Source organism: Streptomyces sp. f51 (genome assembly GCF_037940415.1).
Classification (GTDB): domain Bacteria; phylum Actinomycetota; class Actinomycetes; order Streptomycetales; family Streptomycetaceae; genus Streptomyces.
Genome location: NZ_CP149798.1, coordinates 7,908,587 through 7,923,028, shown reverse-complemented (window position 1 = coordinate 7,923,028; position 14,442 = coordinate 7,908,587). Strand labels below are relative to the sequence as shown.

Below are 14,442 nucleotides of genomic sequence, written 5' to 3'. Positions count from 1 at the left end.
TAGACAACGAAGGTTTCGAATATCGCCTACAAGCCAGTGGGACTCGCGCTGGGAGCCGTCAGCGGATTGACATCCTCCCCGTCCTAAAGGGCGGGGATTCCCGCCTGGCTGCCGGTGGTGACCGGCTGGGCCTTCGGGTGGGTTCCCCGTTCAACGAGCCGTGCCTGGCGTGGGATTTCCACTCCAGGACTGACCGGCCCTCCAGGGGCGTTTAGCCTCTCCGCCTGCCCGGCGGCGAGGATCACTCGCGACGCATTGAGGTCACGATCATGTTCGGTACCGCAGCCTTCGCACCGCCAGATACGCACGTGCAGCGGCTTCTTGCCGTCCACGACCCAGCACACCGAGCACGTCTGCGAGGAGGGCAGCCAGCGGGAAACGATGCCGACGTGACGGCCGTAGCGGGCCGCCTTCTCCTCCAGCACGCGGCGGAACATGCCCCACGCGGCGTCGTGCACAGACTTGGCCAGGCGGGTGCGGGCCAGGCCGGAGACCGCCAGGTCTTCGAGGTAGACCGCTTGGTTGTCGCGGACCAGCCTCGAAGCACTCTGGTGACACCAGTTTCTGCGCGCATCGGCCACCCGGGCGTGCGCCCGGGCGACGCGGATGCGGGCCTTGGCCCGGTTCCTCGACCCCTTCGCCTTGCGGCTCAACGCCCGCTGCGCCTTGTTCAGCCGACGCTCGGCACGCCGCAGGAAACGTGGGTTGTCGATCACCCGCCCGTCGGACAGCACGGCGATGGGGGTCCCCCCGGACGGAGTCTGGGGGAGCATCAGCCCCAGGTCGATACCGGCCTCGGCGTCCACGGGCGGCAGCGTTGCGGGCTCGACGTCCACCACGAAGCTCGCGAAGTACCGGCCCGAAGCGTCCTTGACCACAGTCACCGAGGATGGAGCGGAAGGCAGCTCCCGGGACCAGCGGACCCGGACGTCCCCGATCTTCGCGAGGTTCAGCCGCCCGTTGTCCCGCAGCCGGAACCCGTTCCTGGAGAAACGGACGGCCTGCCGGCTGTCCTTCTTCGACTTGAACACCGGAAGCCCCATACGGCGCCCCGGCCGCTTCCCCGCCACCGACGCGAAAAAGTTCGCGTACGCCGTATCGAGATCACGAAGAGAGGACTGCAGGGCGTCCACCGACACCTCCGCCAGCCACGCCCGCTCGGGCGTCCTCTTCGCCTCCGTGATCACCTGCCGTGCCAGAACACCCGTCGGGATACGCGACTTGTCCCCCGCATAGGCGGCCTTCCTCGCGGCCAGCGCATCGTTGTAGACCACCCGGGCACAGCCCAACGTACGCGCCAGCGCGATGCGCTGACCCGGCGTCGGCACGAGCCGGAAGGAATACCGCAGATACACGCGACCAACCCAACGGCCGCCACTGACAACGCCGGTCCGCCCAGGGGCGAACCGGCCTTCCCTGCCCTGCTCCGCAGGAGCTTCGTTTCCTCCCCGGCCTGAAGGCCGGGGTATCCACGAAGGAGACCTGATGAGCACCGATCGCACAGCCCTTCGTTCCCCCTCCACCGGGGCGCGCCAGGCCGCGCGGGCGTTCCTCGGAGCCCTCGGGCAGCCGGCCATCGGCCGGGAGCAGGCCGACACGGTCGTCCTGGTCGTCTCCCAGCTGGTGACGAACGCCCTGCGCCACGGTGGCGGCGCCTACGCCCTCGGCCTCTCCGCCCACCTCGGCACGATCGAGGTCGCCGTCGAGGATCCCAGCCTGCGGATGCCGCCGAGGCGGGCTCCCGTCCTCGTCGACGGGACGGGTGGATTCGGCTGGCACATGGTCAACGACCTCACCCTCACTACCTTTGTCACACCCGGGCCCGGAGGCGGCAAGACCGTCCGCGCCCTCCTCCCCCGCTAGCGCACCGGTCCGTACCGCGGCCCTCGCGAGCCCGGGCAGGCCCTGTCGCAGCTGGCCCCGTTTGCGAGAGCTGCCAGCGGCCATACGGGGTTGAGTAGGGCGTTTCCACCGAAGAGGTAGTGATCAGCTGTGTCTGGTGAGCAGAAGGCCGAGGCGAAGGTCGAGCAGGCCAAGGGCAAGATCAAGGAGACCGCTGGGCGCCTGACGGGCAACGAGCACCTGACCGCCGAGGGCCGCGCGGAGCAGGCCACGGGCGACGCCCGCGAGGCCAAGGAAAAGGTCAAGGACGTCTTCAAGCACTGATCGTCGCACAGCAGGGCCGGGACCACAGGAGTGGTCCCGGCCCTGCCGTGTGTCCGCGCGCTGGCGGCTTGGGTCAGGCGGCGGCAGGCTCGGGCCGGCGCAGTTCCGCCTGGCCGAACAGGAGGGCGTAGCCGTCGGGGAGCTGGCGCAGGATGCGGGCGAGGAGGTTGGGCCCGGTAAGGCGGCCGGCGACGGCGAGTACGGCGCCGGTGTCCCAGCGGGCGGTGGCCGGGGTGGCGCCGGTGCGGGCAGCGAGGTCTTTGACGAAGCCCCAGCCGGTGAGGTGTTGGGTGTCGGGGATCTGGGCGGTCAGGGTGAGGGCGGCCTCGGCGGGCAGGCACTGGGCGAGGTCGACGCGCTCGTTGCCGGTGAGCTGTCGGCCGAGGGCGGCCAGGACGGTACGGACGGCTTCCTCGGCGTGTTCGCGGGTGGGGTAGGCGCCTTCGTAGCGCACGCGTTCCAGCATCTGGTCGAACGTCATGGCGGGGGTGGCCCGGTTCGGTCGAGGCTGGTCGTACATGGCTGCGGTTGCCTTTCTCTGCGAAGGATCCGGCCTCCGGCCGGTGGGGGTCAGGGGGTCTAGGGGCAGGCGGGTCAACAGTCAGGTGGGCTGGGGGTGGCCGAAGAGGAGGTCGTAGCCGTGCGGGAGCTGGAGCAGGACCTCGCGGGTGAGGACATCACCTGCGGCGGCGGCCGCGGTGGACAGGACGGCGCCGATGTCCCACAGGGCCGTCTTCTCGGTGGCGCCCTCGATCCAGGCCGCGGTCGCACGGACGAACCGCTCTGGCGAGAGCGGCTCCGCGGCCTGGAGCGGATTAAGGAGGATCAGGGCGTACGTCTCGGGGAGCCGAGCGGCGAGCTCGGCCCGCACACTGCCCACCAGGTGTGCGCCCAGCAGCCAGGACGATGCGGGCAACACGGTCGGCGTCCTGCAAGGTCTCGTACTCGCCTCGTTCCTGGACGTGGGCCAGGAACACCTCCCTGCGCATCGACATCACATCACCTCCAGGAAGGGGTGAAGGGGTCCCAGAGGGGCGCGGAGGGCGGGGCCGCCGGCGGGGGAATCGGGCTCTTCCCGCCCTCCGCTGCCAGCTGGTACTGGAGGGTTCAGCCGGAGATCTGCTTGCGGCCGCTTTCGCCGCCGATGCTGATCTTGCGGGGCTTGGCGCGCTCGGCGATCGGGATCCGCAGGGTCAGGACACCCGCGTCGTAATCGGCCTGGATGCGCTCGGTGTCCAGGGTGTCGGCGAGCATGATCTGGCGGGAGAAGACCCCCAGGGGGCGCTCGGAGAGCTCCACCTTCACAGAGTCGGCCTTCGCGACCGGGCGGCGCTCCGCCTTCACGGTCAGCATGTTCCGCTCGACGTCGACGTCGATCGCCTCGGTGCTCACGCCGGGGAGGTCGAGGGCGATCACGTATTCCTCGCCCTCACGGTAGGCGTCCATCGGCATCACCGAGGGCTTCGACCACGTACCCGACGTACCCGACAGCTGCTGAACGATCCGGTCCATCTCGCGGAACGGGTCAGTGCGCATCAACATCGCGAAACACCTCCAGTCGGTCCAGGCAGAGACTGCCAATGCGCTTCAACGTGCTCCCGTTGTAGCATGTCATCGAAACGATGACAAGAACGTAGTCATCTGGAGGATGACAAGACGACGGAGAGCCCCATGAACGAGCCCGCCCCGCCGGCCACACCCGTTCCCTTTCCTGCCGCAGCGGCAGCGCTGGAGGCCATCAACCAGTCCGTAAAGGACGCGCAGCAGTCCTCCGCTCAAATGCCGGCGACCCCGGAGCCGCCCGCGGGCGGCTCCGGCCCGCATCCGGCCCTGGCCGCCCTGCTGACGCTGCGCGAGGTCCGCGAACAGCTCGCCGGCTGGGAGAGCGGGCTGATCGAAACAGCCCGCGGCGAGGGTGCCAGCTGGGCCGAGCTCGCCGGACCCCTCGGAGTCGCCAGCCGCCAGGCCGCCGAACGCCGCTATCTTCGCCTGCGCCCCGGCACTCCCGGCTCCACCGGCGAAGAACGCGTCCAGGCCACCCGCGACACCCGCGCCGCCGACCGCACCATCACCGCCTGGGCCCGCAACAACGCAGCCGACCTCCGGCGCCTCGCCGCACAGATCACCGCCCTCACCGGCCTCCCCGCCAGCGCCGCAGACGCGGTCGGCGCCCTGAACCAGGCTCTCGGCCACGACGACGCAGCCCGCCTCGTGCGGCCCCTCACCGACACCCGGACCCATCTGCGGCCCGAGGACGCCGAGATCGCCGCACGCATCGACGCTCTGACCCAACACACCGAGCAACTCCGCCGGACCACTCACGGCCAGCGCAACACCTGAGCAGCACCCACCCCCGGGCGACAGCGGCTCCGCCAAGCGGCGAGAGGCGCGGCCCCCGGGGTCCGGGGTCCGAGGTCCCATGGGTATGCGCCGCGCGCGGCGCATACCCGGCCTCGGCTGGCAAGGCCGGATGCCGGGGCTTAGGGGGCTGCGCGGCTCTCACAAACACCCCTTTCCGGGAGGAAGATCGGGAAAGGGTACCGACATCTGCCCGGAGGCCCGATAAACGCGTCTACCTGTTTTGTTCGTCGATGCGATCAAGCGGTCCTTCAGGACGGCTCCGCTCACGGGTGGCGACAGATGCCCGGCATCCGCCACCTCACCAGCGGCGAGGTCGGCCGCTGCCCTCGGGACGGGTGCTGGTAGAAGGGCTCGGCGTGCGGGATCAGGCCTTCGAGATGAGCCGGCCGCACGACCGTCCAGGACGGGACAGACCGCTCCTGGGCGATGACTCGGGACGGTCGCAATGACGCATTGGTGCCCCGAAACCGCACCTTGCGCATGACGCGGGTGACGGGGGTACTCGTTCTCTCGATCGACAGCACCATCCGAACTGGCTCAGCCCTCTGGCCCCCTGCAGACGGCAACGTGTCGCCGACTGCGGCCAAGAGGCGGCCGACCTTCACCCAGCCTCCGGAGGCGATCCATGCCTGACAATCCTGTAGACAAGCATCCCCGCCCCGACCTTCCGCAGCAGGACCAGGAGCATCCTGGATGGACGGGCCCCATGGATCCCCCGCCCGACCACGGTGAAGACTCCTACGAGGGCAGCGGACTACTCACGGACCGGAAGGCCTTGATCACGGGTGGCGACTCCGGCATCGGCCGTGCCGTGGCGCTGGCCTATGCCCGTGAGGGCGCAGACGTCATGTTCACCCACCTTTCCCAGGAGACGGACGACGCAGCCGAAACCAGCAAGCTCGTCGAAGAGGCGGGACGCAGGGCGGTCGCTGTCGAGTGCGACATACGCGATGAGAATCAGTGCCGTCGTCTGGTGGAACGAATGGTCGAAGAGTTCGGGCGCATCGATATTCTCGTCAACAACGCCGCATACCAGATGTCTCAGCCGGACGGCATCGCCGCGATCTCGACCGAGCAGTTCGACCGGGTCGTGCGCACGAACCTGTATGGCATGTTCTGGCTCTGCAAAATGGCCCTCCCCCACATACCGGCGGGCGGCTCGATCATCAACACCACGTCTGTACAGGCCTACAAGCCGAGCCCGCACCTGCTGGACTATGCCACCACCAAGGGGGCGATCGTGACCTTCACCCAGGGCCTGGCGCAGATGGTGGCGGGCGACGGCATACGTGTCAACGCTGTGGCGCCCGGCCCGGTGTGGACGCCGCTGATCCCCGCGACGATGCCGGACACCACTGAGTTCGGCAAGCAGGCTCCCCTCGGCCGGCCTGCGCAGCCCGCGGAGATGGCGCCCGCCTACGTCTTCCTCGCCTCTCCACGAGCCAGCTTCATCACTGCGGAAATCGTCAATGCCACCGGGGGCACACCTCTGCCGTAACCGATCTTCCGACCCCGCATCCGAGACATGGGCGCAAGGAGAGCACCGTGAGCACAGACGTAGCCGTGGACGACAGCTGCATCGGCGCATTCTGGGAGCTGAAGTCGAAGCGGGACATCAACACCGTGATCTATCGGCTCAACGATCTTCTGAACAGCTGTGTCGTCGAACACGAAGGAAATCTGACACACGACGAACTCCTGCTCGCACTGCCCGCGAACGAACCCCGACTCGTCATCTACGACCTGCCCTTCGCGACCGAGGACGGCACGCGCCAGAACAAGATCCTTCTGATTTCCTGGCTGCCTCCAAGGGCAACTCCCCAGCACAAGGCCGCCTACGCCCACGCTCACGCCGCCCTGCGGGACACGCTCGACGGCAGCCAGTTGCTGCCCGTGCGATCCACCTCCACAGCGGACCTGGCCTACCACTGCCTCGCCTCCCACGCTCGGACCGCAGCACAGCTCTGCGGCACCTCGGAACACAGCGGACTCACCACATCGGCGGGACAGGCCAGAACGCCGGCCGAAGGCCCAGGCCCCGCCCCATCAAGGCAATCCGCATGAGACACCACCGATGGGACAGATTTGCCGCCCACCACGGGGCGGCTTCCGCCGACGTCTGAGAGCAGCGTACGTTCGCGCGTTCGGGCTAGGAGGGTCGCCTGTCAGGGCCACAACCCTGCGGCCAACGGACTCTCCAAGCGTGTATCGGGTACACGGCGTCAGGGCGGAGGGCCCGCTTCGCCCGATGACGGACGTGAGGGAGATCAAGATGGACGGGATCGTGCTGCTCAAGGAAGACCACAAAACAGTCGAGAAGCTGTTCAAGCAGTTCGAGAAGGCCGGCGAAAATGCCCACACCGAGAAGCGGAAGATCGCCGACCGGGTGATCGAGGAACTCACCGCCCACACCTGGATCGAGGAGAAGATCTTCTACCCGGCCGCCCGGGAAGCCGCGCCAGACACCAAGGACCACGTCCTGGAAAGCGTTGAGGAGCATCACGTCGTGCTGTGGATGCTTTCCGAGCTCAAGGACCTCGATCCGGCCGACGAACGGTTCGACGCCAAGATGACCGTCCTCATCGAGAACGTCCGCCACCACGTCGAGGAAGAGGAGAAGGAGTGGTTCCCCGAAGTCCGCAAGGCCATGGGCCGCAACCGCCTCACCGAACTCGGCGAACAGATGGAGACAGCGAAGCAGAAGTCCCCGGATGACCCGCTGGCCGTACCCAGCGCCGACCAGTAGCCGCGCCACGTCTGCTCTGCCGAATCGGCCAGCGCACGCAGAAGGAAGGGCCCAAGGGGGCCCTCTCGCATCGAAGCTGCCGCAGCTCGTGCCTATGGGCAGCGATCGTCGCTGCCCATAGGCATGACGCACTGCCTTCCCTGCACATGCGTGCAGTTGGGTACCCGGTCATCACGCCGATTCGAAGGTTCTCACTCGTCAGCTGTCGGCGACGGCTGAAAAGTGGACCGGTGGCGGCGCTTGAAAGTTGACCCCCTTCAGAGGTCTGGCTCGTTGAGTCAGGCTGGGAGGAGTGGTGATCAGCGTGGAGGACTGGGCGGAGATCCGCCGGCTTCACCGGGCCGAGCAGATGCCGGTGCGGGCGATCGCGAGGAAGCTGGGGATTGCGAGGAACACTGTCCGCAGAGCGATCGCGGACGATGCGCCGCCGAAGTATCAGCGGGCGCCGAAGGGCTCGATCGTGGACGCGGTCGAGCCGCAGATCCGTGAACTGCTCGAGCAGTGGCCGGAGATGCCCGCGACGGTGATCGCCGAGCGGATCGGCTGGGACCGGGGTCTGACGGTGCTCAAGGACCGGGTCAGAGACCTGCGGCCGGCCTATCGGCCCGCGGATCCGGCCTCGCGGACGGTCTATGAGCCGGGCGAGATCGGCCAGTGCGACCTGTGGTTCCCGCCCGCCGACATCCCGCTCGGCTTCGGCCAGGTCGGACGGCCGCCGGTGCTGGTCATGGTCGCGGGCTACTCGCGGTGGATCACGGCGCGGATGCTGCCCTCCAGGTCTGCGGCCGACCTGATCGCCGGACACTGGCGGCTGCTGACCGAGCTCGGGTCCGTCCCCCGGGTGCTGGTCTGGGACAACGAGGGAGCCGTCGGCTCCTGGCGGCCGGGCGGTCCTCAACTGACCGACGAATTCGCCGCGTTCGCCGGACTGCTCGGCATCAAGTTCCTGCTCTGCAAACCGCGGGATCCGGAAGCCAAGGGCCTGGTCGAGCGGGCCAACGGCTATCTGGAGACGTCGTTCCTGCCCGGCCGGGTGTTCACCTCGCCGGCCGACTTCAACATCCAGCTCGCCGACTGGCTGACCAGGGCGAACCGGCGCATCCACCGCACCTTGCAGGCCCGTCCTGCGGACCGGCTGGAGGCTGACCGGTCCCGCATGCTGGGTCTGCCGCCGATCGCCCCGCCGGGCTGGTGGAAGGCATCGCTGCGGCTGCCCCGGGACCACTACGTCCGCCTGGACACCTGCGACTACTCGGTGCATCCGCTGGCCGTCGGCCGCCGCATCGAGGTCGCCGCGGACCTAGACCAGGTCCTGGTGACCTGCGACGGCGTCGAGGTCGCCCGCCATGCCCGCAGCTGGGCCCGCCACCAGACCATCACCGATCCCGACCACGCGGCCGCGGCCGCGGCAGCCCGCAAGAAGGCTGCTGGCACGAAATCGGCGCCGGTGGACGGGACGGAGGTCGAGGAACGCTCGCTGGACACCTACGACCGGATCTTCGGCGTCATCGACGGCGGCCTGAGCACGGGCGAAGGGGCAGCGTGATGAGCACGAAGAACGGCACGAACCCCGCCCGGACCAGCCGCGATGTCGGATCCGAACTGATCTATCTGACCAAGGCGTTGAAGGCCCCGGCCCTGCGGGACGCGGCAGCACGGCTTGCCGAGCGGGCCCGTGACGAGGGCTGGAGCCACGAGGAGTATCTGGCCGCCTGCCTGCAACGGGAGGTCGCCGCCCGCGACTCCCACGGCGCCGAGGGCCGCATCCGGGCTGCCCGCTTTCCCTCCCGCAAGTCGCTGGAAGATTTCGACTTCGACCACCAGCGGTCCGTGAAGCGCGAGGTCATCGCCCATCTGGGGACGCTGGACTTCGTCGTCGGGAAGGAGAACGTGATCTTCCTGGGGCCGCCCGGAACCGGCAAGACCCACCTCGCCAGCGGGCTCGGCATCTGGGCCTGCCAGGCCGGCCACCGGGTCGCCTTCGCCACCGCCGCCCAGTGGGTCACCCGCCTCGCCGAAGCCCACCAAGCAGGAAGACTCAGCGACGAGTTGACCCGCCTGGGCCGCATCCCGCTGATCGTGGTCGACGAGGTCGGCTACATCCCCTTCGAACCCGAGGCAGCGAACCTGTTCTTCCAGTTCATCTCGGGCCGCTACGAACGCGCCTCGGTGATCGTGACCAGCAACAAGCCCTTCGGACGCTGGGGCGAGGTCTTCGGCGACGACACCGTCGCCGCCGCGATGATCGACCGCCTCGTCCACCACGCCAAAGTCATCTCGCTCAAGGGCGACAGCTACCGCATGCGCGGCCGCGACCTCGGACGGGTTCCCGCGGCCAACACCGGGGAATGACCAACATCAACTGACACAGTGGGGGTCATTTTTCGTCCGCCGGAATCGGCTCACTATTCAAGCGTCGCCGACAGTCAGCCACGGTACTCAGGGCCGACTCGGGATTGGGCTGCCGTGTTGTGTCGGCGGCGGCATTGCCCCGGCTGCATCCATCCCGAACGCATCGGGCATTGAGGGACCCCGCACGTGCGACTGAGGACGCTGTGCGAGACCGGCACCCGCGGTCCGCTAGGAGCCGTGTTCGGCTCGACGAGCACCTGTGAACCCGGATACGCCAGGCAGCTCCTGCCGCTGCTGAACGCCGGCATGCTGCTCCTCGCCGACCGGAATTTTTCCGGCGACGAGTTGCGGCCCGAGATGAACTGGAAGAGCAGGTTCGCGGCCTCGGGCTCGAAGGGGATGTAGCCGACCTCCGTTCTCCTCCCGACGACGAAGTCGAGGGTTCCCAGGTTGGAGAGGGTCTCCCGCTTGATCGACCGCTGGTGGTCGAAGTCGAAGTCCCCAATCAGATCTTGAGGGCCTGGGCGACGGTGGGATAGCAGGCCACGATCGTATCGAGGCCGACGATTGCGACGACCCGTTGGACTGGTTCGCTCAGGGCTGCCATCCGGAGCTGACCACCCGCCGCAGTGGCGTCACGGTTCGCTGCGATCAGGACGTTGATGGCACTGGAGTCCATGAAGGTGACCGCACCCAGGTCCAGTACCGTCAGCGCCGCCGCGCCGTCCTCCTCAGCGCGCAGTGCCTGTCGCAGCGTGCCAGTGTTGTCGGCATCGAGTTCGCCAGCCACGACCAGGACACGGATCCCGTCAACGGTGACCGGCGTGATCGACAGGCGCATAGGCTGCCCTGCCGGATGGTGATTGTCTGCCACGTACCCTTCACCAAGTCTCGTTGCGCCTAGTCATCGCCTTCGAAGTGAAGGCCTGTCAAGAACCGCATCCTACGGACCAGGCGTCTTTGTGGCTGTGCCACAGGTAACGTCCGGGACAGTGCGTAGGTGGCACCGGGCGGGGTATCTGACGAAAACGTGGAAGCGGGCAGAGCGAGATGGATCATTCATCTGAGGACACCGGTGACGGATGCGCGGAGGTGGCCTTGTCGATGGAAGCCTCCCTGTCTGTGGATGTGGACGGCTCCCCTATTGCGCAGGCCCGCCACCTCGCCGTGTCATTCCTCTCCACGGTGCGCGACACGCACAGCATCCCGGTGGCGACCTCGACAGTGGAGATCGTCCAGCTGATTGTGAGCGAACTGGTCACCAACGCCCGCAAGTACGCGCCTGGCCCGGCCCTCCTGCAGATGCAAGTCACCGGCAACGCGCTACGCATCGAACTGTGGGACAGCAACCCTCTGCCGCCCGCAGTGAAAGCCCCTGACCCCGGGCGGATCGGACAGCACGGACTGGAGATCGTCACCGCTCTCGCCCAAAACGTCAGCATCGAGGCGACGCCGCCCGGCAAACGCATTATCGCCACCGTCATGCTCACCACGGGATGACGGCCCGGGCTCGGGCCGACACTCATCCGCTTCCTCATCCGCCCCGCCGCCCTTGTAAACTCACCGACGAAACCAGGACATGGCCCCTCACGACCCGGACGACGTGAGAGGTAACGGCACCGGCCGCTGGCACCGCGGCACCATTCCCTCCCCCGAGCGCTCCCCTTCGTCAAGTCGCCTGCAGGTGAAGGCCCCTGGCAGGGTGAGCCTGAGCAGGCGGTGGGTGCCGGCGATTACACCTTCGGGCGCCTCCCCCTGCAGCGGTAGACGCCAGGCATTGGAGAGATCCAGAGCGCAGCGCTGAGCAGGTGCCCTGCTGAACCAAGAACCGACCGACAGCCGCGGTCTATCGTCCACTCCCCTGTCGGTATGAAGCAGCGTAAGGGGCCGCCCCCTTCCCGCCCCCACTGCTCTGGCGCGAAGGCCGCTCTATCGGTGGGGGTGCCCCTGGTCAGGGTCTTCCTCAGGAGTGCTCCAGCCTTCTCCACGGCGCGGAGGGTCTTCGAGCACCTGGCGCGCCTGCTTCTCCTGCTCCCGCGAGGGTACGGAAGCGGACTTTCGGCGCCGGGCGGAGTTCCGGTGACCTACAAGGAACGCCGCCAGCAGCACTGCGATGAGAAGGACGCCCACCGCCAGCAACCCGATTCCGGAAGGGGAGGATGCCAAGAGAGGATGCGGTTCAGTGGCCATGACTGATGAGTGTCCATATTGCGTTGTTATATCCAACCTCAGGACACTTGAGTATGCCGCCGTGGCTTGCAAGCAGGGCCTGCATCCCTGAGAGGGCATCTGGTCTAGGTAGGGGACTGCAAGTGGGTGTTATGCGCGCTTTAGGAAGTCCTCATTGGCTTGAGTACGTTTTGTTCAGTTCCGGGACTTCACGGTCGGGCCGGTGGCGCGGTCTGCTGGGAAGCGTGAGCGGGCGTCAGCCGTACCGTGATCTGCCGGATGAGGCATGGGAATTAATCCGGCCGGTTATCACGGCCTGGAAGGCGAGGCATGCATCCCTGCGTCAGCGGGCATGTGGGCCAGTACGAGATGCGGGAGATCGTCAACGCGTTCCTGTACCAGGCTCGTACCGGCTCCTAGTGGCGCTATCTGCCGCCGAAGAGCGCGGTGTACTACTACCTCGCGAAGTGACGCGACGACCACACCGCCGAGACCGTCCACGACCTGCTGCGCTGGCGGGCCCGCGAAATGCGCAGGCGGCACGAGGATCCACCCGCGGTCGTCCTGGACTCGCCTGATCATCGCCGTGGCCGTGACCGCCGCGAGCGTGCACGACAACGCGATCGGCATCGCCCGGCAAGCGGGTTCACCCCGGAACCGAAACGGTGGGTGGTGGCGAGACCGGCCGGCCAGCTCGGTGGCCGTGATCCACTGGTCCATGACCAGACGTCAGGCTCCGCCGCCTGACCCGCACCGCTATCCCGACCTGGCGCGATGCGTCCCAGGTGAGCGAGAGCGGGCGGTGAGAGAGCTCCTGTACAAGATCGAGGCCCGGCAGCGGCTGGTGAGCGAGACCGCGGAACGGCTGCGCGAGCAGATCACCGAAGGTATGCGAGCCAAGCTGAAACGCCTGGTCAACCGTGGCATCTTCACCGAACCCGAACGGGGCTGTTCACCATGCTTCGGACGGCGTCACACGCATGTGGCTGAGGGCTCAGTGGCCCGCCTCGCCAACCTGAGCACCAAACCGGGAAGCCTGCTGACTACAGGGCCGCTCGCGAAAGAGGGCCAGGAGGGTCCGGGCCGACGGGACGGCCGCGTCGAAGAACTGCGTGGCCAGGGTGGGTGGCACAGCCGTTCCCTGTATCCGGACCTCATGGCGGCTGAAGCAGAATGCCGCCTCGAACAACGCCAGGTCGAGGGTGTCCTCGTATGCTCGGATGCTCCAGCCTGGCGCGAAGCCGCAGCGGTGCTGTTCGCTGCCGGACAGAGTCTCGATCAAGGCCAAAGCATCGGCGGCCTCGCTCCCGGCCAGTGGGCGACCGCCTCACCACGGAACGGGCGCCCACTGACCGGGAGGGCAGAGATCTTGACGACTTCGCTCAGCGCGGTGGCTGCAACGGCTTGTACGGGGAGCTGCTGCATGGCTGCCCGGCCGACGGGCGCCTACGGCGTGCCACGAGAGGCACCTGCCGCTCGAAAGCGGGGGATGCTGAGATCCAGCAAGCCAACTCCCCTCACTCAGTCACATCGCACCAGCCACCGACTCCAGTTGGATCTTGCCAGCCTTCGGCCCAAGGCGGATGCAAGGTGAAACCGTAGGGATGCCGCTCTGCGAGAGGCGGCTCAGGGTGCTTGCATGGAGTGAGAAGCGGGTCAGCGCTTCGAACAAACGCTCCAGTCCCAGTGGGACGGAAGTCGCGCGGGTCCTCTTGTGCCAGTGCTACTCCCTGCGCTTGTCGTCGGTCCTGCTGTGAGCGTGTCGAACGCGGGTATCAGGTTGGCCTGACCGGATGCGAAGCGGAGGACGAAGTGGACTGGGGACAGTTCGGGCAGAAGCTAGCGGCGATGGCGCGGGACCTACTGGCTCAGGATTCGCTCGATGCCACCCTGCAGCGGATCACCACATCGGCTACGGAGCTGGTCAAGGGTTGCGACGCTGCGGGCATCCTCGTTCTGCACGACCACCAGGTGGAAACCGTCGCCCCCACTGACCGCCTAGTCATCGACAGCGATCGGCTACAGGCGGAGCTAGGGCAGGGGCCGTGCTTCGATACAGCACACAGCGCCCGGGGAGAACGGGTCTTCCGCATCGCGGACCTCACCGAAGAGAAGCCCCGCTGGCCACTCTTTGCTCCACAGGCCTTCGAGCTGGGCGTGGGAAGCATGATGGGATTCCTCCTGTTCACCGACGATGAGGAGTTCGGGGCACTGAACTTCTACTCACGCAAAACCGGCTCATTCACCACGGACAGTGAACAGGCCGGCTTGCTGCTTGCCTCCCACGCCGCTATCGCCTTCTCAAGCGCCCGTACCCAAGCCCAGATGGAGCACGCCGTAGCCACCCGGCACGTTATCGGTGAGGCCATGGGCATTCTTATGGGCCGCCACAACCTCACCGAAGACCAAGCCTTCGACGTGCTGCGCCGCTACTCGCAGGAGACCAACATCAAGCTTCGCGAGGTCGCCCGCCTGGTCTGCGAAAAAGGCGGCCTCCCGTGACCTCCGCTTGGCCAAGCATTGCCGTTGGCCTACCGGACGGACACACGCATCCGGCACCGGGCTGGGGCCCCGGGCGATGCGGTCACGCGATCGCGGGCTGAGCGCCAGGCAGTTTGCTGGGACCTGGACTCCGGCGTGCCCTGATG

At 67.5% G+C, this 14,442-nt stretch carries 16 protein-coding genes and 1 pseudogene; 11 read left to right on the top strand and 6 right to left on the bottom strand.

Annotated features, from left to right (window positions below; translation table 11 throughout):
• Window positions 1-83 precede the first annotated feature (83 nt).
• Complete coding sequence (locus tag WJM95_RS34530) at window positions 84-1,355, bottom strand: transposase (protein WP_339134997.1); 1,272 nt, start codon at window positions 1,353-1,355, stop codon at window positions 84-86.
• Window positions 1,356-1,485: 130 nt separating this feature from the next.
• Between WJM95_RS34530 and WJM95_RS34525 the strand changes: the two genes are divergently transcribed.
• Both WJM95_RS34525 and WJM95_RS34520 read left to right on the top strand, forming a co-directional pair.
• On the top strand, window positions 1,486-1,863 hold the full coding sequence (locus WJM95_RS34525; protein ID WP_339134995.1) for an ATP-binding protein: 378 nt from the start codon (window positions 1,486-1,488) through the stop codon (window positions 1,861-1,863).
• A gap of 129 nt (window positions 1,864-1,992) precedes the next feature.
• Window positions 1,993-2,166: a CsbD family protein gene (locus tag WJM95_RS34520; protein WP_339134993.1), complete on the top strand. Its 174-nt coding sequence runs from the start codon at window positions 1,993-1,995 to the stop codon at window positions 2,164-2,166.
• Between the two features lie 73 nt (window positions 2,167-2,239).
• On the opposite strand, the gene WJM95_RS34515 is transcribed toward WJM95_RS34520, so the two are convergent.
• The 3 genes and pseudogenes from WJM95_RS34515 to WJM95_RS34505 form a co-directional block, all read right to left on the bottom strand.
• Window positions 2,240-2,686 (bottom strand): DUF2267 domain-containing protein, encoded by a 447-nt coding sequence (locus WJM95_RS34515; RefSeq protein ID WP_339134991.1) that lies wholly within the window; start codon window positions 2,684-2,686, stop codon window positions 2,240-2,242.
• An 81-nt stretch (window positions 2,687-2,767) separates the two neighbouring features.
• Window positions 2,768-3,161: pseudogene (locus tag WJM95_RS34510) on the bottom strand (DUF2267 domain-containing protein).
• A 112-nt stretch (window positions 3,162-3,273) separates the two neighbouring features.
• Window positions 3,274-3,708, bottom strand: a complete 435-nt coding sequence (locus tag WJM95_RS34505) for an Hsp20/alpha crystallin family protein (protein ID WP_339134989.1) — start codon at window positions 3,706-3,708, stop codon at window positions 3,274-3,276.
• A 129-nt stretch (window positions 3,709-3,837) separates the two neighbouring features.
• On the opposite strand from WJM95_RS34505, the gene WJM95_RS34500 reads away from it, so the two are divergent.
• The 7 genes from WJM95_RS34500 (at window position 3,838) to WJM95_RS34470 (ending at window position 10,030) form a co-directional block, all read left to right on the top strand.
• Window positions 3,838-4,506: an HSP18 transcriptional regulator gene (locus WJM95_RS34500; RefSeq protein ID WP_339134987.1), complete on the top strand. Its 669-nt coding sequence runs from the start codon at window positions 3,838-3,840 to the stop codon at window positions 4,504-4,506.
• A gap of 646 nt (window positions 4,507-5,152) precedes the next feature.
• Window positions 5,153-6,025 carry an SDR family oxidoreductase gene (locus WJM95_RS34495; RefSeq protein ID WP_339134986.1) on the top strand — a complete coding sequence of 291 codons (873 nt, stop codon included), beginning with the start codon at window positions 5,153-5,155 and terminating at the stop codon, window positions 6,023-6,025.
• Window positions 6,026-6,072: 47 nt separating this feature from the next.
• On the top strand, window positions 6,073-6,591 hold the full coding sequence (locus WJM95_RS34490) for a hypothetical protein (protein WP_339134984.1): 519 nt from the start codon (window positions 6,073-6,075) through the stop codon (window positions 6,589-6,591).
• Window positions 6,592-6,799: 208 nt separating this feature from the next.
• Window positions 6,800-7,273, top strand: a complete 474-nt coding sequence (locus WJM95_RS34485) for a hemerythrin domain-containing protein (protein ID WP_339136026.1) — start codon at window positions 6,800-6,802, stop codon at window positions 7,271-7,273.
• A 295-nt stretch (window positions 7,274-7,568) separates the two neighbouring features.
• A complete protein-coding gene (istA, locus tag WJM95_RS34480; protein ID WP_339134983.1) occupies window positions 7,569-8,819 on the top strand; it encodes an IS21 family transposase in 1,251 nt (416 codons plus the stop codon).
• Window positions 8,819-9,625, top strand: a complete 807-nt coding sequence (gene istB, locus WJM95_RS34475; RefSeq protein ID WP_339134981.1) for an IS21-like element helper ATPase IstB — start codon at window positions 8,819-8,821, stop codon at window positions 9,623-9,625. The genes istA and istB overlap by 1 nt, the downstream gene beginning before the upstream one ends.
• Before the next feature lie 237 nt (window positions 9,626-9,862).
• Window positions 9,863-10,030, top strand: a complete 168-nt coding sequence (locus WJM95_RS34470; RefSeq protein ID WP_339134979.1) for a hypothetical protein — start codon at window positions 9,863-9,865, stop codon at window positions 10,028-10,030.
• 100 nt (window positions 10,031-10,130) lie between these two features.
• Here WJM95_RS34470 and WJM95_RS34465 read toward each other — a convergent pair whose 3' ends face one another.
• The gene (locus WJM95_RS34465) at window positions 10,131-10,499 is read right to left on the bottom strand and encodes an STAS domain-containing protein (RefSeq protein WP_339134977.1); all 369 of its coding nucleotides are present in this window, start codon (window positions 10,497-10,499) and stop codon (window positions 10,131-10,133) included.
• Window positions 10,500-10,729: 230 nt separating this feature from the next.
• On the opposite strand from WJM95_RS34465, the gene WJM95_RS34460 reads away from it, so the two are divergent.
• Window positions 10,730-11,125, top strand: a complete 396-nt coding sequence (locus WJM95_RS34460; RefSeq protein WP_339134976.1) for an ATP-binding protein — start codon at window positions 10,730-10,732, stop codon at window positions 11,123-11,125.
• Window positions 11,126-12,788: 1,663 nt separating this feature from the next.
• Here the strand turns inward: WJM95_RS34460 and WJM95_RS34455 are convergent.
• Window positions 12,789-13,076 (bottom strand): hypothetical protein, encoded by a 288-nt coding sequence (locus WJM95_RS34455; protein WP_339134975.1) that lies wholly within the window; start codon window positions 13,074-13,076, stop codon window positions 12,789-12,791.
• A gap of 530 nt (window positions 13,077-13,606) precedes the next feature.
• On the opposite strand from WJM95_RS34455, the gene WJM95_RS34450 reads away from it, so the two are divergent.
• Window positions 13,607-14,296, top strand: coding sequence for a GAF and ANTAR domain-containing protein (locus WJM95_RS34450; protein WP_339134973.1), 690 nt, complete (start codon window positions 13,607-13,609; stop codon window positions 14,294-14,296).
• The last annotated feature ends 146 nt before the right edge of the window (window positions 14,297-14,442 follow it).